The 26,260-nt window shown below is 58.0% G+C and carries 23 protein-coding genes; 10 read left to right on the forward strand and 13 right to left on the reverse strand.

Annotation, left to right across the window (positions count from 1 at the left end):
• Nucleotides 1-8 precede the first annotated feature (8 nt).
• The 8 genes from repC to FJU08_RS20280 all read right to left on the reverse strand — a co-directional run bounded on the left by repC (nucleotide 9) and on the right by FJU08_RS20280 (nucleotide 9,698).
• Nucleotides 9-1,304: a plasmid replication protein RepC gene (gene repC / locus FJU08_RS20245; protein WP_141150877.1), complete on the reverse strand. Its 1,296-nt coding sequence runs from the start codon at nucleotides 1,302-1,304 to the stop codon at nucleotides 9-11.
• 206 nt (nucleotides 1,305-1,510) lie between these two features.
• Complete coding sequence (gene repB / locus FJU08_RS20250) at nucleotides 1,511-2,524, reverse strand: plasmid partitioning protein RepB (protein WP_141150878.1); 1,014 nt, start codon at nucleotides 2,522-2,524, stop codon at nucleotides 1,511-1,513.
• Nucleotides 2,521-3,732: a plasmid partitioning protein RepA gene (repA, locus tag FJU08_RS20255; protein ID WP_407943730.1), complete on the reverse strand. Its 1,212-nt coding sequence runs from the start codon at nucleotides 3,730-3,732 to the stop codon at nucleotides 2,521-2,523. Before repA ends, repB begins: the two co-directional genes overlap by 4 nt.
• Nucleotides 3,733-4,009: 277 nt before the next feature.
• Complete coding sequence (locus tag FJU08_RS20260; RefSeq protein ID WP_141150880.1) at nucleotides 4,010-4,696, reverse strand: GntR family transcriptional regulator; 687 nt, start codon at nucleotides 4,694-4,696, stop codon at nucleotides 4,010-4,012.
• A gap of 103 nt (nucleotides 4,697-4,799) precedes the next feature.
• Entirely contained in the window at nucleotides 4,800-5,600 is an 801-nt protein-coding gene (gene hpaI, locus FJU08_RS20265) for a 4-hydroxy-2-oxoheptanedioate aldolase (RefSeq protein WP_141150881.1), read from the reverse strand.
• Nucleotides 5,601-5,853: 253 nt separating this feature from the next.
• A complete protein-coding gene (gene trpS, locus FJU08_RS20270; protein ID WP_141150882.1) occupies nucleotides 5,854-6,900 on the reverse strand; it encodes a tryptophan--tRNA ligase in 1,047 nt (348 codons plus the stop codon).
• Nucleotides 6,897-8,231 carry an FAD-dependent oxidoreductase gene (locus tag FJU08_RS20275; protein ID WP_141150883.1) on the reverse strand — a complete coding sequence of 445 codons (1,335 nt, stop codon included), beginning with the start codon at nucleotides 8,229-8,231 and terminating at the stop codon, nucleotides 6,897-6,899. The genes trpS and FJU08_RS20275 overlap by 4 nt, the downstream gene beginning before the upstream one ends.
• 87 nt (nucleotides 8,232-8,318) lie before the next feature.
• The gene (locus FJU08_RS20280) at nucleotides 8,319-9,698 is read right to left on the reverse strand and encodes a coproporphyrinogen-III oxidase family protein (protein WP_141150884.1); all 1,380 of its coding nucleotides are present in this window, start codon (nucleotides 9,696-9,698) and stop codon (nucleotides 8,319-8,321) included.
• 639 nt (nucleotides 9,699-10,337) lie between these two features.
• Here FJU08_RS20280 and FJU08_RS20285 point away from each other — a divergent pair.
• The 5 genes from FJU08_RS20285 (at nucleotide 10,338) to FJU08_RS20305 (ending at nucleotide 15,881) form a co-directional block, all read left to right on the forward strand.
• The gene (locus tag FJU08_RS20285; protein WP_141150885.1) at nucleotides 10,338-11,516 is read left to right on the forward strand and encodes a Gfo/Idh/MocA family protein; all 1,179 of its coding nucleotides are present in this window, start codon (nucleotides 10,338-10,340) and stop codon (nucleotides 11,514-11,516) included.
• Between the two features lie 11 nt (nucleotides 11,517-11,527).
• Complete coding sequence (locus tag FJU08_RS20290) at nucleotides 11,528-12,412, forward strand: carbohydrate ABC transporter permease (protein WP_141150886.1); 885 nt, start codon at nucleotides 11,528-11,530, stop codon at nucleotides 12,410-12,412.
• Complete coding sequence (locus FJU08_RS20295) at nucleotides 12,409-13,266, forward strand: carbohydrate ABC transporter permease (protein ID WP_141150887.1); 858 nt, start codon at nucleotides 12,409-12,411, stop codon at nucleotides 13,264-13,266. Before FJU08_RS20290 ends, FJU08_RS20295 begins: the two co-directional genes overlap by 4 nt.
• 174 nt (nucleotides 13,267-13,440) lie before the next feature.
• Entirely contained in the window at nucleotides 13,441-14,667 is a 1,227-nt protein-coding gene (locus tag FJU08_RS20300; RefSeq protein ID WP_141150888.1) for an ABC transporter substrate-binding protein, read from the forward strand.
• An 80-nt stretch (nucleotides 14,668-14,747) separates the two neighbouring features.
• Nucleotides 14,748-15,881, forward strand: a complete 1,134-nt coding sequence (locus FJU08_RS20305; protein ID WP_141150889.1) for an ABC transporter ATP-binding protein — start codon at nucleotides 14,748-14,750, stop codon at nucleotides 15,879-15,881.
• Between the two features lie 16 nt (nucleotides 15,882-15,897).
• Here the strand turns inward: FJU08_RS20305 and FJU08_RS20310 are convergent, their stop codons facing one another.
• The gene (locus tag FJU08_RS20310; RefSeq protein WP_141150890.1) at nucleotides 15,898-17,358 is read right to left on the reverse strand and encodes a M81 family metallopeptidase; all 1,461 of its coding nucleotides are present in this window, start codon (nucleotides 17,356-17,358) and stop codon (nucleotides 15,898-15,900) included.
• A gap of 14 nt (nucleotides 17,359-17,372) precedes the next feature.
• Nucleotides 17,373-17,861: a hypothetical protein gene (locus tag FJU08_RS20315; protein WP_141150891.1), complete on the reverse strand. Its 489-nt coding sequence runs from the start codon at nucleotides 17,859-17,861 to the stop codon at nucleotides 17,373-17,375.
• Nucleotides 17,862-18,041: 180 nt separating this feature from the next.
• On the opposite strand from FJU08_RS20315, the gene FJU08_RS20320 reads away from it, so the two are divergent.
• From FJU08_RS20320 to FJU08_RS20340, 5 genes are all read left to right on the forward strand, one after another.
• Entirely contained in the window at nucleotides 18,042-18,905 is an 864-nt protein-coding gene (locus tag FJU08_RS20320; protein ID WP_141150892.1) for a MurR/RpiR family transcriptional regulator, read from the forward strand.
• A gap of 51 nt (nucleotides 18,906-18,956) precedes the next feature.
• On the forward strand, nucleotides 18,957-20,879 hold the full coding sequence (locus FJU08_RS20325; protein WP_141150893.1) for a beta-N-acetylhexosaminidase: 1,923 nt from the start codon (nucleotides 18,957-18,959) through the stop codon (nucleotides 20,877-20,879).
• Nucleotides 20,880-20,889: 10 nt separating this feature from the next.
• Complete coding sequence (locus tag FJU08_RS20330; protein WP_141150894.1) at nucleotides 20,890-22,359, forward strand: M81 family metallopeptidase; 1,470 nt, start codon at nucleotides 20,890-20,892, stop codon at nucleotides 22,357-22,359.
• Nucleotides 22,360-22,429: 70 nt separating this feature from the next.
• The gene (locus FJU08_RS20335) at nucleotides 22,430-23,152 is read left to right on the forward strand and encodes a copper homeostasis protein CutC (RefSeq protein WP_141150895.1); all 723 of its coding nucleotides are present in this window, start codon (nucleotides 22,430-22,432) and stop codon (nucleotides 23,150-23,152) included.
• Nucleotides 23,153-23,274: 122 nt separating this feature from the next.
• Nucleotides 23,275-24,492, forward strand: coding sequence for an META domain-containing protein (locus FJU08_RS20340; RefSeq protein ID WP_181409957.1), 1,218 nt, complete (start codon nucleotides 23,275-23,277; stop codon nucleotides 24,490-24,492).
• A 101-nt stretch (nucleotides 24,493-24,593) separates the two neighbouring features.
• Here FJU08_RS20340 and FJU08_RS20345 read toward each other — a convergent pair whose 3' ends face one another.
• The 3 genes from FJU08_RS20345 to FJU08_RS20355 form a co-directional block, all read right to left on the reverse strand.
• A complete protein-coding gene (locus tag FJU08_RS20345; protein ID WP_181409958.1) occupies nucleotides 24,594-24,806 on the reverse strand; it encodes a hypothetical protein in 213 nt (70 codons plus the stop codon).
• 183 nt (nucleotides 24,807-24,989) lie between these two features.
• Nucleotides 24,990-25,721 carry a LuxR family transcriptional regulator gene (locus FJU08_RS20350; protein WP_141150898.1) on the reverse strand — a complete coding sequence of 244 codons (732 nt, stop codon included), beginning with the start codon at nucleotides 25,719-25,721 and terminating at the stop codon, nucleotides 24,990-24,992.
• 290 nt (nucleotides 25,722-26,011) lie between these two features.
• Complete coding sequence (locus tag FJU08_RS20355) at nucleotides 26,012-26,254, reverse strand: DUF3329 domain-containing protein (RefSeq protein ID WP_141150899.1); 243 nt, start codon at nucleotides 26,252-26,254, stop codon at nucleotides 26,012-26,014.
• Nucleotides 26,255-26,260 lie beyond the last annotated feature (6 nt).

The raw sequence follows: 26,260 nt of genomic DNA on the forward strand, positions 1-26,260 counted from the left end.
GAGCAGGATCAAAGTTGAGCCGATCGGCGCAGTGCAGCTGAAATGAACATCCCCGGATGTGCGTTTTTCGCTGCGGGCGAAACCGGCGCGGTTGATATCGATTCGTGCCTTTGCCTGTTTCGCAAGGCATGGATCATTGGCTGAGTTGAAAATTTGCCGTCTTTCGCTTTCGCTGTCAAAGACCGGAGATAAGCACCAGGGCAGCTAATCCGTTCAGCATGTTGCAGAATGGCTGCAAGTGTGATGGCTGCCGGGATCAATCCCATAGCGAAACAGGCTTCGTGCCAGGCATTGCTGTTGATGGCAAGAACGGTCCGTGCTTTTTCGGCAGCACGGACAAAGTCGCGCCATCCACGGATTTCACCATTTTGCTCATATTGAATGAGATCTGGACAAGCCTTCAGCACTATGGAGAGCGGTGGCGTTGTCTTTGCTGAGTTTGTGTCAGCGGCGTTGACTTTGGCGGCATGGTGCTTGGGGCCGGATGAAATGTCCTTCGTTTCAGATTCAATTGGATTATCTGTATCTGAATTCTGTATGTGCCGACCATTCTGAAGGTCATTGGCGTCCACATCTGTCGATTCAGCGAGTGTTTCCAATGCATCGTTGATCGCCGCTCGTAGGTCAAGCAGGGCGGTGAGCGCGGCGTTGATGGCTTCGAATGTGGGTGAGCGCGGCACCCCGTCAATGATGTTGCGATAGCGGATCTGAAAGTCCGGCCAGTTGCCGTCATGATCCTCTGCGAGGCCAAGCTCGACAAGCTTGACAATGTCGCGGCGTAGCAGAGTCAGCTGTTCGCGGGCTGATTTGAAGGCCTGCCGTTCGATCTCCAGGCGTGCAGCCATCATCTCGAACTCCTCGGCCCTGGCAACCAAAGGGGATAGATCGAAACCATAGGCTTGTGTGATGGCACCATTGCGGGTCTTGCGGGCATAGCGCTTGCCGTTGGGACTATCGCGACGGAGAACAAGACCACAGCGGACAAGGATGGCGAGATGCCGCCGGAGCGTGGTTTCCGGCATGCCGTTGGCCCGTGCACACAGTTGTTCATTCGACGGCCAGACGATCAGGCTGTCATCGTTGGACAGGACATTGTGTGGATGAAACGTCAACAGGGCATTGAGGATCGCCAGTGCACGGTCACTTGCTCCGATCGGCTTTCGGATGGCTCGAATTGTGTGAAAGATCTTCCACTTGTCTGTCACCTTGCCAGCCGGCATATCGCGAACGCGCTTTTGTTCTGCCAATTGGCCAAGTGTCATCGGTCGCCGCCCAAAAGGCGTCGCTATCATTCCCGCATCCATGATTTCACCTTTCAAAAAGGCAAAAGAAACCGTCCTGAAACGAAAGAATTCGCTTCAGCCACTTGACTGATGGAGCCGGAAATGCGAGGCAAGAGGTGCTAACTGATACCTAGGCTTCCGGGCGCATGTCGCTTGGGGGCCTTTTCTTTTGCGCAGCTTTCCTTTCGTTCTGTTTCAATTTAACCTTGGCAGCTGCCAAGGTTCGCTTAGTTCCGCCCGGCGAGATAACGCTCGACGAGTGCGGGTAGTTCATCTTCAAGAAAGGTCTTGAAAGCGTCGGCCTGATCATCAGCCAGAGAAATCTTGATGTCGCTCCGACCAAACGCAACTTTGCCGATCTCCTGTCCTTTTGCTGTGACAAGCGGTATCGCCTTGGGTTTGCCTGCCTTTTCCTTCTTCGGTTGTGCAGCGCGGAGCGCCAGAGCGAAACGCTGGTCGGACGTTGAAGTCTCGGCGTCTGCCAGAACCTTGTCGATCCGGTCAAAAGCGTCCCTGTTCTCGGCGCAAAGCCGTCCCAGTTCGACCCAGCGTCCCCTGCCCGCTTTCGGCGCGCGGCCGATCTTTTGAACTGTGCTGACAGGAATAGATTTCAGTACGGCGCGATAACGAGCAAGCTCGCCGTCATCGACGGAAAGTGCCGAACGGATATCACGGGCCTTGATCTCGGCACGCTCCATGATGTCGGCGAAGAGTGCCTTCTCAATCCAGGTGAGATCCTGCCGGGCAGAGTTTTCAATACCCTGCGCCAGCAGCAACTCGCGATCGTCAAAATCGACGATCTGCGCCTTAACCTTGCGCCCCAGTTCTCGTGCAGCCCGCCAGCGCCTGTGACCATAAACGATCTCGTAGCGTCCCTCGACCCCGGCTTTGCGGCGCAGCTGGATTGGTACGACCTGCCCTTCGGTTTCGATCTGCTGGCGAAAGGCAGCAAAACCCGCTGCGTCATCGTCTGGCAATCGATCAGGATAGGGCGAAGGATCGATCAAATCGGGGTCGATCTCGGCGGCGCCACCTTGTTCAACAAGCGCCCGCAGCCGGTCGCGTTCCTCGCGCAGTTCCGTCAGTGAACGATGTGTGGCTTCGACGATACCAGCACCTACCCGTGTTTTCGGGCGTTCCGCATTGGCTTTCGTTTCAGCTTCACTGTCAGGGGAGGGCGGGGCGGCTGGCGCATAAGAAGCAAAATTCGCCAGAATGGATTTTCTGGGTTTCTTGGTCATTCGCGGCCCCAGTTCTGGTTGAGCAGCTGAACAATCTGGGCGTTGACGGCATCAATCGCTTCCCGTGCGCGTTTGACCGTTGCGGCACCAATCTGACCGGACTCGATCTCGTAAAGGGTGCGCTTGGCGAGGCCTGCTGTCTCGATTGCCCGGCTATCCACAGCCGTCGGCAGCAAAACGTCGGCACCAAACAGATTGCGCAGCATGGCGACGACCTGAACCTGGGTCTGGTCATTCGGATCATGACGCGTGATCAGATATTTTAGAAAATCCTGTTGCATATCGGCGCCAGCATCGCGGATGACCGAGATCAGGTCACCCATCATCAATAGAAACTGGCTCATCGACATGACGTCGAGCATGGCGGGATGGACGGTGATCACAAGTCCTGTTGCGGCATAGATGGCGCCCAGCGTGAGAAAACCGAGGGAAGGGGGGGTATCCAGCAGGACGACATCATAGTCATCTTCAACCTCGGCAATGGCGAGGCGGAGATGCTCAAAGAACATGCCCTTGTCGCTGCTGATGCCGGAGGCCAGCGCGCGTGGCGTCTCGTGCTCATACTCCATTAATTCAATATTGCCGGGAATGAGATCGATGCCGGGAAAATAGGTATGACGAATGATCTCGCCGATTGGCCGGCGATCCTCATCATAGCGAAGTGCGCCGAAAATCGTCTCATTCTCCCCCACATCCATCTCCGGCTGAGCGCCGAACATGGCCGAGAGCGAGGCTTGAGGATCAAGGTCGATCGCCAGAACGCGAAAACCCTGCAGGGCAAGGTAATGGGCAAGATGGGCGGTCGTGGTTGTCTTGGCGCTGCCGCCTTTGAAATTGGCGATCGCAAGGATCTGCACGGGATCGTCGGGGCCTCTGCGCGGCAGAAATCTTAAGGCATCGCCAGGCCGCTGCTGGGCAAACAGGGTGCGCAGCTCATTGATCTGTTGCAGCGTGTAGACACGATGATTGTTTTCAAGACGGTCCGGGATCGGTCCCTTGCCCTCAATCGACATTGTTCGCAAAGTCGATTCGGGTATGGTTGTCAGCGTCGAAACTTCATGCGTCAGAAAGGGCCGGAGGCTCTTTTGAGCGTCCGGGGGATACATCTGTTCACGCCGAGCCTGCAGTTCATAGGATAACTGCTCGGCATGGCGGACAATCTTGTCCGCTGGCAAAGTGGCGGCTTGTGGGTCGTGCCCGTCACTCACGGCTCGCTCCTGCTCTGACGGCCAAAGGGCCATAAATTGCTTTCGTGCCGTCAAAAAAGACATGAAATGCGAGTCGGGTCCAGTTCTTTTTAGTTAACGAAGTCTTAACGCCATGTCCCGCGAAACCTTTCCCCATCGCCGCTGATGACGCGAAGACCAGTTTCTGACCTCATTGCAATCAAACCAGGGCTGCCAGACCCGCGCTGCTCGCCGAAGGCCGGGGGAGGGGCGCCCGCCTCAGGGAACGATGATATTGCTCGGCCTGTACTGGATGGTATCAGTGACTGTCACTTGTCTGTTCTTCTTGTAGTATCAAAGGGTTGGACGCTAGCAGGATATCGGTGGTTCGCTGCAGGTGGTCACGCAGCGCCAGGCAGGCGCGTTCGCCATCGCGCGCAAGCGCATGCGTGACGATTGTCTGATGCTCGGCGTTGATATCGCGTCTGACGCCTTCGATCGGCAGGGTCATCCGCCGGTAGCGCTCCGCTTGGGTATAAAGTTCGCCGCGCAACTGAAGCCACCAACGGCTGTCGCAGCAAGACAGGAGCTGATCATGAAAGGCATCATGCAGGCGGCACCACTCCTTCCGGTCCATCATGTTGGCATCAAGCCATACCGTGCGTGACAGCCGCCGCCAGAGACTTATCAGCCGGTCTTCCCATTCCTGCGTGCCAAGGGCGATCGAGCGTCTGAGACAGCGTGTCTCGATCTCGATCCTGACCTCTGTCAGGTCAATAAGGTCGCCGGCGGAAACAGGTGCGGCAATGAAGCCGCGTTGAGGCTGGCAGACAACCAGGCGGTCAGATGTCAACCGCGATAATGCTTCACGTATCGCGCCGGCGCTGACCCCATAATGCTCCGCCAGATGAATGATCGCCAATTTGCCGCCCGGCGGATAGACACTGTCGAGCAGGGCTTGCCGCAGTGCTTCATAAACCTTTGCTGTTCTGCTCGCCGCTGCCACATTCTCACTCCTGATGAAGGCCGGTTGTTGCCCGATTACACGATGCTTGGGCGATCTTGCTTGTGAGATAAAGCGTCGTCGCGGGCGGGGGGAGCGTCAGGCATCAGCCATAGCTGCTTGCTGAAGGTGCTGCCGTGCCGTCCTTGAATTCGGCTGCCAGTGATGCACTGGCATTCGCCAGAATGCCGACATCTGTGCCCACGGCCACGAAGGTGCAGCCCATGTCTCGATATTGTTTTGCCAATGTCCGGTTTCCGGTGAGAATGCCGGCTGCCTTGCCATTTGCGAGGATCCGGGCAATGCCATGTTCAATGGCTTTGAGGACTTCCGGTGCCTCGGGCTGGCCGAGATGGCCCATATCGGCGGCGAGATCGGAAGGACCGATAAAGACACCATCGACACCTTCGGTGGCGGCAATGGCATCAATGGCTTCAAGGCCGGCACGGCTTTCGACCTGCAGCAACAGGCAGATCTCGTCATTGGCTGTTGCAAGATAGTCAGGAATGCGGTCGAAGGCCGAGGCGCGGGCAAGTGCTGCGCCGACGCCACGCATGCCCTGAGGGGGATAACGCATCGCCCGCGCCATGGCGGCGGCATGTTGTGCTGTTTCCACCATCGGCACCAAAATGGTCTGGGCACCGATATCGAGAACCTGCTTGATCATCCAGGCCTCGCCGATCGGTACGCGCACCACCGGGTGGGTCGGGGAGGCGGCAAGCGCCTGAACCTGGGCGGACAGCAGCGGCAGGTCGTTGGGGGCATGTTCCCCGTCAATCAGCAGCCAGTCGAAACCGGAGCCGCCGAGGATCTCTGTCGTATAGGCACTGGCAAGCGCTGCCCAAAGGCCGATCTGCGGCCTGCGGTCGTTCAGGGCCTGTTTGAAGGTGTTTTTCGGTGCGGGCATGTCTTCTGGCTCCTCATATTTTTCCGCCCGCTGGCAGGCGGCGGAAATCCCCTTTGGCTCAATGGACCCGGCGGGCGCCCCGCAGGCCTTGCTGCGAGATGCGCCCTTGCACCATTTTGGCAACGCCGGTGCGGTTCGGATCAAGGCGGAGAAGTTCTAGCACAGGGGGCAGGATCAGCAAGGATGCGAGCGTTGCTGCGGCGTCCGGAAAAGCCGCCTGCCGTGTCTTTGGCCAGCGTAAGCGTGTGCAGCGCTAGAGGCAGAAAAGACCGAGTGCGGATTTCACCGCATCGAGCGTTTGCTGGCTGGTCTGGCGCGCGCGGCGCGTTCCCTCTGCAACGATGTCGCGCACCCTGTCAGGACAGGCTTCCAAACGGGTCCGGCGCTCGCGGATCGGTTCGAGTTCCGCCTGCAGAAGGGATTCAAGCCGTGCTTTGACCGCCCCGTCGCCAAGCCCGCCGCGCCGATAATGACTTTTGAGCGCTGCGATAGCGTCACGATCGGGGTCGAAAGCATCGAGATAGGTGAAAACGACATTGCCCTCGATTTTGCCGGGATCGCTGACCCGCAGATGGTCGGGATCGGTGAACATCATTTTCACCGCGTGGCGGATCTCCTTCGGGCTGGCCGAAAGGGCGATGGCATTGCCCAGCGATTTGGACATTTTTGCCTTGCCGTCAATACCGGGCAGCCGGGTCACGCGGGAGAGTATCGCTGCGGCTTCCGGCAAGACCTTGATACCGGCCTGGCGATTGATGCGCCGAACAATTTCGTTCGTCTGCTCGATCATCGGCAGCTGGTCCTCACCGACCGGCACTGCCGTTGCCTTGAATGCGGTGATATCGGCTGCCTGCGCTGCGGGATAGCACAGGAAGCCGGCGGGAATATCGCGCTCGAAACCGCGCTGCCTGATCTCATCCTTGATGGTGGGATTGCGTTCAAGCCGGGCGACCGTCACCATGTTGAGATAGAGCATCGACAATTCCGGGAGAGCGGGCAGGGCGGATTGCAGGCAGATCGTCGTCTTTTCCGGATCAAGGCCGACTGCCAGATAATCCATCGCAACCGAAAGTACATTTTCGCGCACGCTGGCCGGATCGCTCATATTGTCGGTCAGTGCCTGGGCATCGGCGAGCATGACATACTGGTCATGGCTTTCCTGCAATGTGAGGCGGTTTTTGAGCGAGCCGAGATAATGGCCAAGATGCAGCGGGCCTGTCGTGCGGTCGCCGGTCAGTACGACCGGCTTTTGCGCTGTGTCTGCGGTCGCGGCGAAAGCGGATGTTTCGGGCTTGTTCATGAGGGCCATGTCCTTGTCATCTGTTGAGAACTGTCATTGTGTGCGACCAGAGATGCGGCCGTGCCGCGCTGTGAAAGAAGCGCTTCGGCCAGGTGCTCGGCACTTTCCAGAGCGCCCTCGATCCAGCCGGGCCGCTTGGTGAAAAGATCGGAGCAGATCACAGCATTCTCACCGATGCGCCAGCATCCCGAGGGGACGAGGTTGATCCCGCTGCGCCAGAAGGCGATGCCGTGCGGCCAGAAAACATGCCCGTGGTCGATTGGCGGCGGTACGCGGTCGGTCGGGGTGGCAAAGGGCAGGGCATCGCGCATGACTGAAACGAAAGCCTGATGCAGATGCGGGTCATTGAGAAAGCTGTCGCGCAGTTGCTCGGCACTGTGGCCATCACAGTAAATCATCAGATAGCTTGCATCGTCGGGGAAATAGACCTTGCGGAACATGCTGGCCGTGGTGAAGCAGCGGCCTTCCACCTGCAGGCCTTGCCACCAGCGTTGCGGATAGGCGAAATAGGCCTTGATCAACGGCACGGAGCCGATCCGTTCGCGGATGGAGACAGATATGTTGAGCCCCTTCACCCGGCGCATGGCCGAGACCGGCAGGGCCAGAACCAGCTTCCGGGTTTCCTGAACGCGCTCGCCGAAGGGGGTTTGAAATATCAGACGGTAGCCATTGGCAGCCGGGGCGATTTCGACCAGTTCGTGGCCGGTTCTGATGTCGGCCTTTTGCGCAAGATCACCTTCAAGCGCCCTGATGAGGGCGGAAAAGCCGTCTGCGAGCGCTGACCATCGCCGCCTGCTGCCGGAAAAGAGCGCATTTGTTTCGGGGTGGTGCCGCAGCAGTCCAAACCCCTCCTCAAAGCTGAGATCGGGATGGGCGAATGTGTCATAGCCACACATATCCACCAGCAGAGCAAAGCTTGGCGCACCGAGCAGGGCGTTCGCCGCGCTTTCAAAGGTCACGGCATGGCGTTTCTGGGCCGGCATGTCGTGATAGAGCGCTTCAAGTGCATCGCAAAGCCCGTTGAGGATCTGCCGTCCCTGGTCGTGCAGCCCGTTCTGCAGCGGCGAAAGCACATAGTCGAAGGGCTTGGTGGGCAGGTTGAAACGGGCGACAAGCCCGGCCAGGCGGCGGTGATCGTCCGGGTCGAAACGGCCGGCACCAAGTTCCACAATGCCGCGATTGCTGCCGATATTATAGGATTTGAGCCGCCCGCCCGCGGTGTTTTCCCGTTCAAATATCGCGATACGGCATTCGGGATCTGCCTGAAGCAGGTTGCCGGCAGCGGCAAGACCGGCAATCCCGGCGCCGATAACTGCAATTTCCATCGTCATGATAGCGTCAATCCGGTCCCTGGTTTGCAAAAACGCCCCGCCACCCGGTTCGCACCGGATGGCAGGTTTTGGGCGCGTATAGCGATCTCAGGCATTGGCCTCGACATCACCGGAGGCCTTGATGCGGCTGATGGCGGAATAGTGGGTCTTGCCATCCTGGCCTATGCTTGTGGTATCGGTGTAGCCGACACTGGTGCTGGCCTTGCCTTCGAAATGGGTGCGCACATTATTGGCCCAGACATCGCCCTTTTCGGTGAAGTTGAGCCGTCCGTCGCCGGCGATGAGATAACCGCCCTCGGACAGATCTTCGATCTCTCGGGCGAAGACGTCGAAAAAGGCCCTGCCGAAACGTGCCTCGAAGGGAGCAAGGTCAAGATTGCGCATGCGCAGCCCCATCACCGCATAGCGGCGCATTTGCTCATCGGTGGAGGCGAGGCGCATGGCGTCGAACGGGATCGTGCCATTTTGCTCGACATGCTCCATATAGTGCTGGGTTGAGCGTATGATCCGGTAGGTGAAACCCGCCAGATAGCCATGCGCGCCCGCGCCCAGAGCAAGAATATGATTGGATTCCGCATTCATGCGAATGTAGCGGCAATCGCGCCCGGGCAGGGCGAAGTCGCGCACCGAATAGCGATTGCGGAACGGACTGTCGGCAATCTGATTAAGGGCGGCGCGGTACATTGCAATCTCGCGCGTTTCCTCGGGCGAAGCATATTTGCCGTTCTTGACGTAGTCCGAATAAAAGATCGTCTTTTCGAGGAGAACGAGAGGGTAGAGCGTCAGATGGGTGGCGCCTGAGGTCAGCGCCTGATGCACGTCCTCCTCCCAGATCGCGTCGGTCTGGTTGGGCAGATTGTAGATGAAATCGAGGTTGAAATTGCTGAAGTTATTGCGCAGCGTCGCGATGCCTTCCAGCAGTTCCTCGCGGCCATCACGCATGTGAAGATGGGCCTCGCGGATGGCACGGTCGAAGGTCTGGATCCCGGCAGAGACACGGTTGACGCCATGCGCCTTGAGAACGTCAATGCGCTCCCGGGTGAAATTCTGGATGATACCTTCACAGGTGATTTCGATGCCGTCATCGAAATGAAGATGGTTGTGAAGGGCCTCCAGAATGCGGCCAAGCTGCCCGGCCGAAAGTGCATTTGGTGTCCCTCCGCCGAGATAGACTGCGCCGAAGCGCAGCGACTGGACATAGGCGGATTGTGCCTGAAGCGCGATCTCGCGGATCAGAGCATTGACATATCGTTCCTTGGTTGTCTCGTTGCTGACGGCTTTGTTGAAACCGCAAAAGGAACAGATCTGGTCGCAAAAGGGAATATGCAGATAGATCGTTGCGTCATTAAAGCGGCCAGCCGGGCTGGCGAGGCGGCGATCGATCTCCTGAATATCGACGGCGTCGCCGGGCATTGGGAATGTGCTGGAGCCGATGGGTTCACGATGCTTGAAAGAGATACCACTCATGCGTTTTCACCTTCCGTTGAAGTTGAAGAAAGATTGGGTGGAGGCAGCGTTCAGCGCCTCTGCCTGCGGACCAGTTGCCAGGGCATTTTTTGACAGATATATTTTCTTTTCTCTGTCTGAATTCGATTTATAAAATCGAATAAATTGCCGAAACATCCTTTACACCTCTATCGTCGAGTGTACAGATTACAGTTTATAAGATCTATATCTAATGATTTCCTATATTTATGCTTCCGATATTTGAGAATATTTCTTTATTTTTTCTTTGTATATATTTATTGTGAATCGATTTCGGATTAAGAGATATGAATTAGACTATAATATGATGCGATCCGACGCGTTGGATTCAGGCATTGCGACATGAGGTATGCTGCCGCGTGCGCAAAGCTAGTCGTCGCCGTGCGGGCGCTGTTGTGGCCGATGGTGGTGTCATGTCTGCGGCAACAGCGGGTGGCCGTGCAATTGGCCGATGTGCCGGGTAGCGGAGCGCTGGGCGCATCACGATATCGATGTCTTGCGCAGGCGATTATGAAAATGATTTTCACAGACCGGAATTTTCTGTGAAAATTAATTGACGAATTCGGGAGTTTGTCCCAGTCTGAAGAAAATAAATTACGAAAACTGTGGGAACAAACTGCTATGAAGGTCGCCATTATCGGGCTCGGATTCCGTCTTGGTTATCTCGGGACGGTTTTTCATGAAATGGAACCCGATTTCGAGATTGTAGGGCATGTCGACCCGCAGCCTGCCGGTCTGCAGGCTCTGAAGGATTTCGACATTGCGCCGGGCCGGACCTATGAGACGCCGGAAGCGCTGATCGAAAATGAAACCTTTGATCTTCTGATGATCGGCTCGCCCAACCACATGCATCTGGAACATATCCGGCTTGGACTTGAAGCGGGGCTGACGGTCTTTTCCGAAAAGCCGATTGTCACCACCATCGAGGAAAGCTTTGCATTGGCAGCGCTGCTTAATACTTACGGTCATGACCGGCTGCTGGTCGGCCTCGTGCTGCGCTACTCGCCGCTTTATCGCGATCTGCGCCGCGCCCAGTCCGAAGGCATGCTCGGCGATGTGGTGTCGATCGAAGCCTCTGAACATATAGCGCCTTATCACGGCGCTTTTTTTATGCGCGACTGGCGTCGATACACCCGCTATTCCGGGTCTTTCATGCTGGAGAAATGCTGCCACGACCTCGACCTTTATAATGGCGTTGTCGGCGCGCGCCCGCGCTATGTCGCAAGCTTTGGCGGACGCAAGAGCTTTATTCCCGCCAATGCGCCCGAGGCGAGCGGCATTAACGATATGGAGGTCTATTATCGCAAGCCGAGCGGCTGGATGGGGTCTGACAAGGTGTTCGACAGTGATGCCGACATCATCGATTACCAGACCGCAACGATTGAATATGAAAATGGTGTGGCCATGACGTTTCACACCAATCTCAATGTTCCGGATGAGTTTCGCCGGTTCTGCGTTATCGGTGCGAAGGGCATGGCCGAGGGGGATTTCGTCCGCGGCTTCTTCAATGTTCATGATGCCCGCACCAGTGCCCGATTGATCGGTAAGACCTATTCCTCCCCCTCGGAACGTTCGGCGCATTATGGCGCCGACGAACAGATGGCGCAGGATGTGATCGCCCATATCAAGAATGGCGCGGCGCTGCCGGTCTCGGCCCTGGATGCCATCGAGGCCGGAATATTGGCGCTGGCCATGGATGAGGCGAGGAATGAGCGCAAGGTCATCGATCTACAGCCCATATTTGCTCATTATGACGCGCTTCTTCATGGTGAAGCGGCCGTCACCGGATCAGTTGGCTGAGGGGGCGGGAAATGGATCACAAGCGCTCCGCCGTCATCTTCGCCTGGGCCCTGCTGCTTCCCGCTTTGCTCTATCTTCTGCTGATCGTCGCCTATCCGCTGGTCGACACGTTCAAACTCTCCTTCACCGATGCCTCGCTGAAACGGACCTATGACTGGGTTGGCCTGGAAAACTACATCAAGATTTTCGAACGCGGTTTCGGCTCGGTGATCGTCAGGACCTTCATCTGGACCTTCCTGTCGGTCGGGCTGAAAATGCTGATCGGCACAGCCGGTGCCTCGCTTCTGAACGCAGCCGTTCCTGGCAAGACCATCTTCCGCGTTCTCACCATGCCACCCTGGATCGTGCCGATGGCGATCGGCATTTTCATGTGGGGCTGGATGTATAACGGCCAGTTCGGCATGATTTCCGGCATCCTCCAGCGTGTCGGCATTCTCGATGGGCCTTTCCCGATCCTGGCAACTGGAACTTCGGCCTTCTTCGCCACGATCGTTACCGATGTCTGGATCGGCGTGCCGATGGTGACGATCTATCTTCTGGCCGCCATGCAGTCGATCCCGAGCGATCTCTACGAAGCCGCCTGGACCGATGGCGCCGGCCGTTTCTATCGCTTCCGCCGCATCACCCTGCCGCTGATCGTGCCGGCCATGGTCACCATGTCGATGCTGTCGCTGATCTCGACCTTCAATTCCTTCGATATCATCTGGATCCTGACCAAGGGCGGACCGTCCAATGCGACCACGACCATGATCATCGATACCTACAAGGTGGCAATTGGCTCCTACAAATTCGGCGCGGGTGCTGCGCGTGCCGTGATGATCTGCATCTTCCTGTCGCTGTTCAGCTTCGTCTATTTCCGCAGTGTCAGCCGCTTTTCCGGGGAGGCCGCACGATGAAACCGACCGCACGCATTCATCACTACCGCTGGTACGAGCTGATCGGCATATATGCAGGGCTTGCACTGTTTCTCTGCTTCGTGCTGGCGCCTTTCGTTGAAGGCTTCATGGTGTCGCTGAAGCCGCTCAACCACCTGTTTTCCTCGCCCTACAAGTTCTGGCCGGAGGAGGGGTCGCTTGATGCCTATTTCAACATGTGGAAGCGCGTACCGCTGCTCGGCCGCTATATCCTCAACTCGATTTTCATCGCCGGTGTCGGAACGCTGCTTGCGGTGATCTTCATCACGCCGGCTGCTTACGCCTTTGCGCGGTTTGATTTTCGCGGCCGTGGTCCGCTGCTCGGTGCCTTTCTGGCGGTCAACATGTTCTCCGGCGCGGTGCTTCTGATCCCGCTGTTCCGGTTGATGCGGTCCTTCGGGTTGATCAACACCTATTTCGCCATGATCGTGCCGGGCGTGGCCTTCGTCATCCCGACCGGGATCTGGCTGCTTCGGACCTATATGCTGCGCATCCCGCGCGAGCTGGAGGAGGCGGCGCTGGTCGATGGCGCCAGCCGGTTTTACACCTTCCGCCGGGTGATCGTGCCGCTCGCCATGCCGGGCATTGCCGTTGTCTCGATTGCTTCTTTCCTGACGATCTATGCGCAGCAATTCATCTATGCGCTGACCTTCAATTCGAAGACGGAATATATGCCGCTGCCTGTCGGCCTCTACGCCTTTTTCGGGCGTCAGGAGGTGATCTGGAACGAGCTGATGGCGGCCAGTTTCGTCGGCATTCTGCCGGTCTTCATCGTCTTTGTCTTCCTTCAGCGCTATCTCGTCGCCGGCATGACGGCGGGCGCTGTGAAAACCTGACAGGGCGGAGATGCCGCCTCTGGCACAACCGGCGTTCGGGAGAACCATGACAACGATCATGGCGAGCGCCGGGATAAAGGACAGCCGAAGCGAAATGCCGGCGGTCACCTGGAAGAGCCCGCAACGTCCACGGGTTACATAGAACCGGACGAAAGACATAAGGGGAATATCAATATGTCTGAACTGCGTTTGAAACATTTATGCCTTGGTGTGGCATCACTGCTGATGGTCGCATCGGCGCCCTACACCGCGTCGGCGGATGACAAGGTCGTGTCGATGATCCAGTGCGGTGATACGCTGGCCGAAGGCTATGACAAGTTCATTTCCGAATGGGAAGCTGACAATCCGGGCTACAAGGTCGAAACGGAAGTGGTTGGCTGGGGCCAGTGCCAGGAAAAGGCCACCAACATGGCCGCTGCCGGTACGCCGGTTGCCCTTGCCTATATGGGCTCGCGCACGCTGAAACAGCTTTCCGAGAATGGCCTGATCGTGCCGATCCCGATGACAGACGAGGAAAAGGCGAGCTACTATCCGCATATTGTCGATACGGTCAGCTTTGACGGCAAGCAGTGGGGCGTTCCGGTGGCCTTCTCCACCAAGGCGCTTTACTGGAACAAGGACCTGTTCAAGGAAGCCGGGCTTGATCCCGATACGCCGCCGAAGACCTGGCAGGAAATGTATGACATGGCCAAGACCATCAAGGACAAGACCGGCGTTGCCGGTTTCGGCCTGACGGCCAAGAGCTTCGACAACACCATGCACCAGTTCCTGCATTGGGTTTACACCAATAACGGCCAGGTCATCGATGCCGATGGCAATATCGTGCTCGACACACCGCAGAACCTTGAGGCGCTGCAGTGGTACAAGAAAATGGTCGATGTTTCTGAAGAAGGCCCGACCGCCTACGAGCAGGACGAGCTGACGCCGCTCTTCAATGACGGCAAGGTTGCCATGATCGAACAGGGCCCGTGGGTGCGCAAGCGGGTCAACGACACGCTCAACTGGGGCGTTGCACCGCTGCCGCTGGGGCCGGAAGCCAAGGGTCCCGGAACGTTGCTGATCACCGACAGCCTCGCCGTCTTCGATGGTTCCGGCGTTGAAGATCAGGCCATCAGCCTCGCCAAGTGGCTGACCAATCCCGACAACCAGTTCTATTATGAAAAGACCCACGGTCTGACGCCGCTGCGCCCGGTTCCCGGTGTTGCGGATATGGTCGCGGCTGACCCGTCCTGGAAGCCCTTCCTCGACGGCATCGAATTCGGGGGTCCCGAACCGCTGTTCACCGATTATCAGGCCTTCCAGAATTCCATGATCGACATGGTTCAGTCCGTCGTCATCGGTTCCAAGGAACCCGCCGATGCGCTGAAGGCGACATCTGTAGAAATCGAAGACTACAAATAATCCAATCGCCGCCCGGAATGGCAATTCCGGGCGGCGGCATGATCGATGTTGGCCGGTCGCCTTTGCCAGGAGTATGCCCGTTGGGACAGCTTGAACTGAAGAAAATCTACAAGAATTACGGGATTTACGATGTCATCAAGGGCATCGATCTCAATGTCAACGAGGGCGAGTTTGTCGTATTTGTCGGCCCGTCGGGCTGTGGCAAGTCAACGCTGCTGCGCATGATTGCCGGGCTGGAGGACATTTCCGGCGGCGACATCACCATCGATGGCGACCGCGTCAACAATCTGCCGCCGGTCAAGCGCGGCATTTCCATGGTGTTTCAGTCCTACGCGCTTTACCCGCATATGAGCGTTTACGAGAATATCGCCTTTCCGCTCCGGGTGCAGAAAATGGCCGAGCCTCAGGTCAGGGGCCGTGTCGAGGGGGCGGCGAAGATCTTGCAGCTTGAAGAGCGGCTGCAGCAAAAGCCGGGCATGCTGTCCGGTGGCCAGCGCCAGCGCGTCGCCATTGGCCGGGCCATTGTCCGCAAGCCGAAGATCTTTCTGTTTGACGAGCCGCTGTCCAACCTTGATGCAGCGCTTCGTTCCGAAATGCGCATCGAGCTTACAAGGCTTCATCACGATCTCAAGGCGACGATGATCTATGTGACCCATGATCAGGTGGAAGCCATGACCATGGCTGACCGGATCGTCGTGCTGAATGCCGGTGATATCGCCCAGGTTGGGGCGCCGCTGGAGCTTTATCACAAGCCGCGCAATCTCTTCGTTGCCGGCTTTATCGGCAATCCGAAGATGAATTTCCTGCCGGTGAACTGCTTATCGGTTAGCGACGCAGGGGTGACGGTGGAATTTCGCGGCCAGACGATCACGGTTCCGGTGGCATCCCGTCCCCAGCTTGCGGGCAAGGTGCTGACGCTTGGCATCCGCCCCGAACATACCGTTCTCGGACCTGGCGATATGTCCGTCACCATGGCCCCCAACGTGATCGAGCGCCTCGGCATCAACACCATCGCCTATGCGGCGCTGGATGATGAGACGACGTTCTGCTCGCTGATTGCCGGTTCCGCGCCGGTGAAAGTCGATGAGGAGATCACCATCGGCATCAATGCCGGTGACTGCCATCTGTTTGACACGGCAGGCTATGCGCTGGAGCGCAAGGTCGAACTGACGGCCTTCGATTTCGAGACGGTCCTCACCCCTAAGGCGGGGTGAGACGGTTACCCGCCCCTCAGCTTTCGAACGGGTTCTCCACCATTGGCCAGATATTCTTGCGTACATGGCGGTAGGCGGTTTTCGCTGGCTGGTTCGGATAAGGAGAGCCGGCGGCGCAATAGATGATTTCGGCGGCGATTTTCGAAAAAGCGGCGTGGAAGTGGTTGGTTGACTTGATCAGCAGGATTTTTTTCTGCGACGGATCAATGCCCATCACTGAGAACAGTGACGGGTCATAGCTTTGCGCCCGCACGGTGTTGAGAATGATCTCGATGCCGTTCAGCGCCACCGTGACGGCGGGGCCGAATGGCACGATGCTTTCACCGAACTGCATTTCCGCCTTGTCGTTGACCTTGAGGACACGCACGGTGCCATCGATCGGATTGCCGGTTCCAGGCGCTGACTTGGCGCCGAAGCGCAAGGGGATCTCTGCCCCTTCGCCAGCGGCGCGGCAGATCGAGACGGCGACCGGATCCCAGATGGTGCCGACGGCCACATCGGTAATGCCCTGTGCCAGCATTTCGGCCAGCACCACGGTCGCATCCCCCGCCGTACCGCCGCCGGGATTATCCCACATATCGGCAATCACGACAGGTTTTTCCGGAATGCGGAGCGCCTGGCGGATGGCCTCTTTCTCGTCAACCTCCGGCATGCGGAACGTGCCGCGCCGTTCAAAAAGCCATTGTCCCATCTCGCGGGCGATGGCGGCACCCTTTGCTGCATTGCCATTGGTGACGGCAATCGTTCTGGTGCCCATTTCTGGCACATCGCCAGCCATGAAGCCGTGAATGACCGAGAGCGAGAGAATGTCCGGGTCGCTCTGTTCGCGGTTGATCAGCTGATCGACAAAGGCGCGCATCGGTGCGCGCGAGGTCGGAAACACATCGATCATGCGGCAGTCAAAGACCGACATGACCGGCTTTACCCGGCCTTCGAGCGTATCAACGGCGATGCGCCAGAGATCGCGGGCGCGGTCGACAAAATCCGTGTGGGGAAATTCCTTGAAGGCGACGAGGAAATCAGCCGCGGCAACGCGCTTTGCCGTCAGGTGGCTGTGGGGGTCGAGTTCGGCACAGACGAGCACATCGGGTCCGACGATCTCGCGGATGCGGGCCAGAAAATCACCTTCCGGGTCGAGATATCCAGCGGCGACCATGGCGCCGTGAAGGCCAAGCACAACGGCGTCGACCGGCATCGCCGTCTTGAGCTGATCGACGATCTCGTCGCGCAGGCCCTCATAGGTTGCGCGATTGACGAGGCCTGCCGGATCGGCCCAGGTGGCGCTACCTTCAATCAGCGTCCAACCCCTGTCGCGACAGACGTCCCGTCCAACGGTGATTGGCGCGGTGCAGAGCGTCGGCGTATCGGGATGAGCGCCGGGTCCGGCATAAAAGGAGGCCTCGAAGGCCCTGCGATCGATTGCAATCGGTGAAAATGTGTTGGTCTCGGTCGCCAGTGCTGCTGTGAAGATGCGCACCCTTTGTTCCTTTCCTATGCCGGAAAGGGGAAGGGCAGGTAGCCGGTGAAGCCGGCAATCTTCCAGCGCCCCTCTTCAAAGCGGCAGTAATATAAGGTTTGCCAGTTCATCGCATCAAAGCCGCCATCGGCGCGTTTGATGCCGCCATCGAATTTCTTGCGCACCAGAGCGCTCGGCCCGGAAATCTCGACTTCCTCCAGCGTCGTCGCGCTGAAAATCGCCTGGCGCGGATCATCTTCATATATGCCTCTGGCGAAGTCCTTCGCCTGACGCAGCCACTCGTCACGATAATGGGCAAGGTCGGGGAATCCGAGTTTCCAGTCATCGGGATCGGGCTTGCCGCAGGCATCGAGTGCAAAGAAGCCGATCGTGACGAAATCCTCTTCGACCATCGACCAGTCAGCGGCGAGAAAGGCGGCAATGTCGCGATCGACAAGCATGTCCCAGATCGCCCGGCGATCGGTGTCCACTTCAGCAAACGGATTGGTGAAAGGATCGCGCATTCTGCCCTTCGTCTAAATTATTTTCTTAAAACAGGTTTTCCCCTAGTCAAATGAGCGCTTTTGTGCTGCCATGTCAACGAACTACGAAAATAATTTAGACAAACGGCTCTTTCCATCGCGTGGCCGGCTTGACCAGACGGCGGATCGTTCGGGAGCTTTCGTTGAGGGCACACCAGGCGCATGGATATTTTCGCGGTCATTCAGGAAGAACAGGCGCAGTTTTCGCATGCCGAGAAGCGCATTGCAGACATCTTGCTGAATGATTTTGATTTCGCCGTCAATGCGTCGATCGTCGAACTGGCCGGACGGGCAGGCGTTTCTGCGCCGACGGTGACGCGCTTCTGCCGCCGGCTCAACTGTTTGAATTTCGCAGATTTCAAGGTGAAGCTTGCCAAGACGGCCTATGTCGGCGTGCGCTATTTAAACCCCGGTGCGCGCAGTTCCGGTGCTGATGATGTGGCCGCTGATGTGGTTACCAAAGCGCAGAATGCGCTCTATCTGATGCATCGTTCGCTTGATGCGGCAAAGCTTGAACAGGCGAGCGAATGGCTTGCGGCAGCAGCGATGATCTATGCTTTCGGCTCGGGCGGCAATTCGTCCATGATTGCATCGGAAATGCAAAACCGCCTGTTCCGCCTCGGAAAGCATATCACCGCCAGTTCCGACCAGACCATGCAGTTGATGCTGACGGCAGCTGCCACGGCCGAGGATGTGTTGATCGCATCGTCTTTTTCCGGCCGCAACCATGAACTGGCGCATACGCTGGATATCGCCCGTGCCGCAGGCATCCGCACCATTGCGCTGACCCAGAGCGACAGCCCTGTGGCGCAGGCGGCGGACCTCGTGATCGGCATTGATCTACCCGAGGGGCAGAATATTTTCCGCCCGACCTCGACACGTTTTGCCTATCTGGCACTGATCGACATCATCGCCAATTTGGTTGCCTACAAGATGCGCGCGCTTTCGGCGCCGACGCTGCGAAACATCAAGACACAGCTGGTCATTCATCGCGACAAGGATGACAGCCAGTTGCTGGGTGACTGAGCTTCAGCACAACGTCCAAGCCGTAAAGGCATTTCAAAGAAGAGGGGTCCCATGACCAAATCCATGTTCCGTCTCGAAAACAGCTGGCGACCGGTTGATGGCGATCGTGGCGGATGTTTCGATTTTGCGCTGGTCAATCTTTCCGATGAGACGCTGAGCGGCTTTTCACTTGTCTACACGTCGCTGACGCGCACCGTCGGCGCCCCGCAATGCGACAATGCACGCTTCGTCCGGCGCAATGCCAATTATCATGAATTCGCTGCGCCCGAGGGCTTTGTTCTGGCGCCCGGCGAGCGTTGGAACTTTGCCGTTCAGGGCCTGTGGCGGCCTGCCGTTCATCGCACCGATGGCGCCAAATCCGCCTTTCTCATTCTGCCCGGCGAACGCTATGTCGACGTTTCCGTTGATGATCTGATGCTGGCTGGCTCATCCGGTGCCCGACCGCCCGCACTGCTGCCGGAGGGGAGACTTGCCGAACCCTATGCGCTGCTGCCTTTCCCGGCGGCGCTGGACCTGAAACCGGCCGATCAACCGCCGGTGGCGCTTTTCCCTGTTGCCGGCACAACACTTGAGAACCTGCGGGCCGTCGACAATGTTGCGGGTCTTTTCGCCCGGCTTTTTCCCGAGGCGCATGCCCCCCTCAGCCTGAAACCGGTCGAGGGCGGCCGTGCGGTTTCGCTGGTGAGCGATGCGACGCTTGCCGCAGAGGCCTATGCGATTGATTTTGACGATCCGGTGATCGTCCTGAAGGCTTCGTCGGCGACGGGCTTTCAATATGGCCTGACGGCGCTGGCGCAGATGCTCGATGCCGCGCGGATCACCGGTTCGAAATTCCGCTTTCCCGCCACCGGCACGATTGCGGATCAGCCGCGTTACGGCTGGCGCGGCACCCATCTTGATGTGTCGCGGCATTTCTACCCGAAGGGCGATATCCTGCGTCTCATCGATATTCTCGCCTGGCACCGCATGAACATCTTCCACTGGCACCTCACCGATGATGAGGCCTGGCGGCTGGAGATCAAGGCCTATCCGGCACTGACCGGCATCGGCGCGACCCGTGCGCCTGGTACCGTCATGCTGCCGCAGCTTGGCGATGGTGCGGAACCTGTTCAAGGGTTCTACAGCCAGGATGATGTGCGTGAAATCGTTGCCCATGCACTGGCGCTTGGCATCGAGATCGTGCCGGAAATCGATATTCCCGGCCATTCGACAGCGATCCTGGCGGCGCTTCCGGAACTGACCGACGGGCAGGAAGCGCCGGAAAGCTACCACTCGGTCCAGGGCTTTCCCAATAACGCGCTCAATCCGGCGATTGAGGAAACCTATGCCTTTCTCGGGCAAGTCTTTGACGAGATGGTGACGCTGTTCCCCGGTCGCTACATTCATGTCGGCGGCGATGAGGTGGCGGCTGATACCTGGATGGCCTCGCCGCTGGCCCGCAAGCTGATGGAAGAGCAGGGGCTGGAGGGGACATTCGGCCTGCAATCCTTTTTCATGAAGCGGATCCAGTCCATGCTGACCGCGCGCGGCCGCCTGCTGGCCGGCTGGGATGAGGTCTCCCATGGCGGCGGCGTTGCGCGCGAAGGCGCGCTTTTGATGGCCTGGCAGAAGCCGGAAGTCGGCATCGCGCTAGCCGAGGATGGCTATGATGTGGTGATGACGCCGGGGCAGGCCTATTATCTCGACATGGTGCAGGATGAAGCCTTTCAGGAGCCGGGCGCCAGCTGGGCAGGCACTGTGCCACCGGAGCATAGCTACACTTACGAAGCGGCGGGCGAATTTCCCGAGGCGCTGCAGCATCGCCTGCGCGGTGTGCAGGCCTGTATCTGGGGCGAGCACTTCCTCAACCGTGGTTATTTCAATCACCTTGTCTTTCCGCGGCTTTATGCCGTTGCCGAAGCGGCCTGGACACCGAAAGCTGCAAAAGACTGGCAGCGTTTCGCGGCCATCGCGCCGCTCGGTCCGAAGCTTTGAGGGGGTTGTGATGACGTTCAGGATTGCTGTTGGCGGTATCCATACCGAATGTTCGACCGGAAATCCGGCATTGATGGAAAAGGAGCATTTCCGGGTTGTCTCCGGCCCGGACCTTGTCGAAGCCGATTATTTCGCATTCCTGAAAGATGCGGAAAATGTCGCGGTCGCGCCTCTTCTCCACGCAAGGGCGGTTCCTGGCGGCCCGGTTTCGGCGAAAGCCTATCAGGCCTTCAAGGCGGATTTTCTGACGCGGCTTCAACAGAGCCTGCCAATTGACGGGCTTTACCTCGCCATGCATGGCGCCATGAATGTCGAGGGCATGGACGATGCCGAGGCAGACTGGATATCCGCCGCGCGGGCGGTTATCGGCCCGGATTGCCCGCTTGCTGTCAGCTATGATCTGCATGGCAATGTCAGCCAGACGATCATTGACCAGATCGATATTTTTGCCGCCTATCGCACAGCGCCGCATATCGATGTGCGCGAGACCATGACGCGGGCCTATACCATGCTGGTGAAATCGCTGGAAACGGGCGTCCGCCCCGGTGTCGCATGGGCAAAGGTACCAGTGCTTTTGCCGGGCGAACGCACGTCAACGGAAGATGAGCCTGCAGCATCGCTTTACCGGCAATTGCCCGATTATGACGCGATGGATGGCATCTGGGACGCCAATCTGATGATCGGCTATGTCTGGGCAGATGAGCCACGCGCGACGGCCTGCGCCGTGGTGACGGCGAGCGATCCGGCGGTGGCGGAAAAGGTTGCCGCCGCGATTGCTCTTTCATACTGGGATGCGCGAGAGGATTTTGCGTTTGGCCCGGTGACCGGCCGGCTTGAGGATATGCTGGAACTGGCGGAGAAGGCCGAAACCCGTCCCGTCATTCTGGCCGATTCCGGTGATAACCCGACCGGCGGCGGTGTCGGGGACCGTGCCGACGTGCTGAAGGCACTTCTGGAGCGTGATTTCAACGGCGCTCTGATTGCCGGGATCGCCGACCGTCCGGCGGTGGAGGCATGTTTTGCCGCTGGAACCGGAGCGCGCATGGCGCTTTCAATTGGCGGCACACTTGACCCCAAAAGCCCGTCCGTCACGCTGCCCGTGGAAGTGCTGCAGCTTGATGATCCCGCTGGTGCCGATGAGCGGCAGGCCGTTGTCGCCACGGGCGGCATCACGGTGGTGCTTTCGGCGCGCCGCCGGCCATATCACAATATTGCCGATTTCGCCCGTTTCGGCTTCGATCCTGAGGAATGGCGGCTTGTCGTGGTGAAATCCGGCTATCTGTCGCCGGAACTGGCGCCGATTGCCCGGCCCAATCTGATGGCGCTGACCGATGGAGCGATCAATCAGGAGATCGAGGCGCTGCCGAACCGGCGGCGGATAAAGCCAAGCTATCCTTTCGAGAAAGGCTTTGATTTTACGCCCGAGATTCGCCCTTCCGCCCGCTGGGCTGCGCCGGAAGACGGGGGCGGAGTGTCATGATCTCTTCTGTTTTGGTCGGCTTTGCCGGCACCTCGCTCGTTTTGTATCCTGAAGGTCCGCGGGGGGCTTGATGGCTGGTCCTTTTTCTCTGGAAGTCTGTGTTGAAAATGCCGCGGGACTGAGCGCGGCAATCAAGGGCGGTGCGGACCGGATCGAGCTTTGCGCTGCTCTGGAATGCGGCGGGTTGACACCATCGCCCGGTTTCATAGCGCTCGCCGCCAGGGCGCAGGTTCCGGTCAATGTTCTTATCCGCCCGCGCGCTGGCGGCTTTTGCTATGGCGAAGCTGAAGTCGATGCCATGTGCGAAGACATCGCCTTTTGCCGGGCCGCCGGTGTCGCCGGCGTGGTGATCGGCGCGCTTGATGATGAGGGGCATCTCGACCGAGCGTTCATGGAACGGCTTGCCGCCGCCGCTGGCGGCCTTGATATCACGCTGCACCGGGCTTTTGATCTGGCAAAAGACCCATTCGGCGCGATGGAGACAGCGATTGCACTGGGGATAGGCCGGATACTGACATCCGGTCAGGCGGTGACGGCTAGCGCCGGGATCGATCTGATTGCAAGGCTTGCCGAACGATCTGAGGGCCGAATTTCGCTGATGCCGGGCGGTGGCGTCAACGCCGCAAATGCCGCCGCCTTCCTTGCCATTCCGGGCATAACCGAGCTGCACAGTTCGTGCAGCCGTCCGGCCGGTCCGATGCCGCTGGCCCTTGCCGGTTTTGCCGTGCTCAACCCGCGCGAAACGGATCCGTTGGCCGTGCGGGCACTCAAGACTGCGATGTCGGAAATGTAGGTTTGAGCTGACGTATTCGTTAAAAACCATCGGCCTGCGGCATATTCTTTGCGGCTGAGAGTTGTCTTTCGGTGCGCGAAAGACGACATTGCCCGAAAGGCAAATCAGCAAGGGAGATGAATATGTTGCGCTTTTTGATGGTTTTGTTGGCCATGGCAGCGGTGACACCGGCGCTGGCTGACGAGATGCGCAGCATTTCAGGCTCGGCGGCCTATCGCGAACGCGTTATCCTGCCGAAGGATGCGGAACTTGTTGTCGAGGTGACCGGCTTTCAGGACGCAGAACTGGGGCTGACCACCGAGCCAACCGAAGGCAAGCAGGTGCCTGTCGATTTTAGCGTCGACATTCCCGAAAATATGCAGGGTTCGCTGCGGGTTGCCTTCACGGTTGAGGATCAGGTGCGCTGGATCAGCGACCCGGTTCATATCGCAGCCGGTTCCGGAGCGCTTGATCTCGGTACCGTCATGCTGCATGGCTATGTCGACACCGGCTATTCGGATTTTCTGATCTGCGGCGACGAGACCATGCGGATCGGCTTCAATCAGAACGGCGCCGTTCTTGAACGCAATGGTGTGGCCGAAGAGCTGGCCCCCACTGTGGTGGTCAGCGGCGTGCGCTACCAGAGCCTTGATGGCAAGACCATCTTCACTGGCAATGGCAATTCCGGCACGTTGACGCTTGAAGGCCGCGAACCGGCTTCCTGCACGCTGGCGCCGATCGCCCGCCAGATCTGGTCAGCAAAGGGCAATGAACCGGGCTGGATGGCCCGGATCGACGATCAGCGCCTGACGCTGGATCTCAATTACGGTTCCGACCGGCTTGATCTCGACCTGCCAGATCCAACGCTAGACGGCGGTGCCTATCATTATGCCTTTCCGCAGCTTGGCCTGGATTTTGCCGTCAGCGACGGGATCTGCCGTGATGACATGAGCGGCCGGATCTATCCACAGACGGTCGCATTGAAGACCCTGACCGAAACCTTGAAAGGCTGTGGCGGCAATACGCTGAGCTTGCTTACCGGTGAGCCATGGACAGTGGAGGAGCTGGCCGGAAGCGCGCTTTCCACCGACAGTCCCCCGACACTTTCGGTCATGGATGATGGGACGGTGTCCGGCTTTGCCGGCTGCAACCAGTTTAGCGGGCCGCTGGCGATCGATGGCGAGGGCTTGGTCAGGATCGGCCCGTTTGCCGTCACGCAGAAGATGTGTGGCCCCGATCAGATGCAGCAGGAAAAGACCTTTCTCGATACGCTGGCTACGGTCAATGGCTTTGATATCGGTGCCAGCGGCAAGCTCAAGCTGATGGCAGGTGACACGATTGCCGTGCTGGCGGCGCGGTGACCGGAAAACCTTCATGCGAGCCGGATCGGCGGTGGCACCTGTCACTTGGCCCGTCAGGCGAAAGTAACTGCCGGCATGAAGATGCCGGCAGTGGGCTGCAGTTACAGTGACGTTGTTGCCGCGCCTTCCGTCTGAACAGCCCGCCTTGCGGTTCCTTCGCTAAGAAGACGGGTTCTGTTGTCTCTCGTATAGGCGATCGCCAGACCGAGCAGATAGGCGAGGAAGTCATCGCCGAGCAGTTTCACGTCAGCCTGGGCAAAATGCAGGGCTGCTTCGAGACTATCGACATGGCCACGTGTTTTGCTGCGTTCCATCATTTGCGGCCACGCCCCGCAGCGGGTCTGATCCGGTATGTTGCCGCACCCTTGATTGGCACGGCAGTGCGGGCGACAGCCTCGCCTGTTCCACGATATTTCATGCTCATATTCCCCCAAGCATTGATGACATGAAAAACATAGATGAATTTAAAACCTGCAATACCCGTAAAAATACCGGGACTACATCTCAGGATAGAATAAATTCTGGCTGATGGCCTTGGTGACGGCGTGGGTGGCGTTGTGGGCGTCCAGCTTGACGACGGCATTGCCGATGTAGAAATGCACAGTCCGCTCCGAAATATTGAGAATATCGGCGATCTGGTCAGCGGTCTTGCCGGCAGATTTCCATTTGAGGCATTCGATTTCCCGCGGTGCCAGCCGCACTGTCGGAACGATCAGATTCTCATTCTGCTCTACGCGCTGATGCAGATAATAGGCGATGAGCTGGAAATCCCGTTGTATGGCCACGGACAGGCTCTGCCATTCCCTGTCCGGCAGATCGCTTGTTACGGAGAAGACGGCGCGGGTCAGGGCGTGGCCGCGAATGGGAATGGTGATGCCGTTGTTGCCGATACCATAATCGGCAGCATTACCGAAAAATGACGCGACGCGTTTGTTGTCATTGCGGAATTGCGCCCAGTCAATCGGCAGCAGTGCGGTGAGCCCTTTTCCGACAACCGGATCGATGAAGACATAGTCCATCTCCCTGTAGTGCTTCATCCAGTCTTCTGAATAAGTAACGGCGAGGTATGGATCATGAACCTCCGGTTTGACTCGGTTTATGCCGAAATATGCAGCCTGTTTCAGACCATAAAGATCGCAGATCTGACGCAATAGTACAGGCATTTTGATCGGTATTTTTGTCTCGAATTTCGATACAATCTCCTGAAATCGATCTGCAATTTCATCCATTCCGATTTCCTTTAGATACGGATTGAATATTTTATCTAAATATAAAATAATACACGTAATTATATATGCTTCAATATGAAATATTATTATATATAAGGTAAGTTATTACGAATATTCATTCATCGGATAGGATAAATCATAGAATATTGATCGTCATCCTGTAGATAAGGGTGATGACCAAGAATACAGTTTCAGGCGCAGTTGGGTGTCTGTATGTACAGGCTCATGGCTGGGCCAATCGCCGTCTCACCGAGGGCGATTGCGGGAGGAGTGCTTCACCGGAAGCGCTCTCACTTTTCCGCGTCGTCATCGCCTTTTGTGAAATAGTGTCTGTCTGAGGACAGAAAAAAGACCCAGGCCATATAAAGACCTGCTGCGATGACAGCACCGGCCCAGAAGCGCGAGCCGATGGTGAATTCGACTGCTGCCCAGCCGAAGCAGACAGCAATCAGCAAAAGGCGCAGCCAGAGCGGCTTGAGCATCGGATGTTTCAGGTCGAAATTCTTCCGCCAGTCTCGCTTTTCGTCTGCCATCGTCGC

Origin of the sequence: Martelella alba (genome assembly GCF_006516955.1) — a bacterium.
Classification (GTDB): Bacteria; Pseudomonadota; Alphaproteobacteria; order Rhizobiales; family Rhizobiaceae; genus Martelella; species Martelella alba.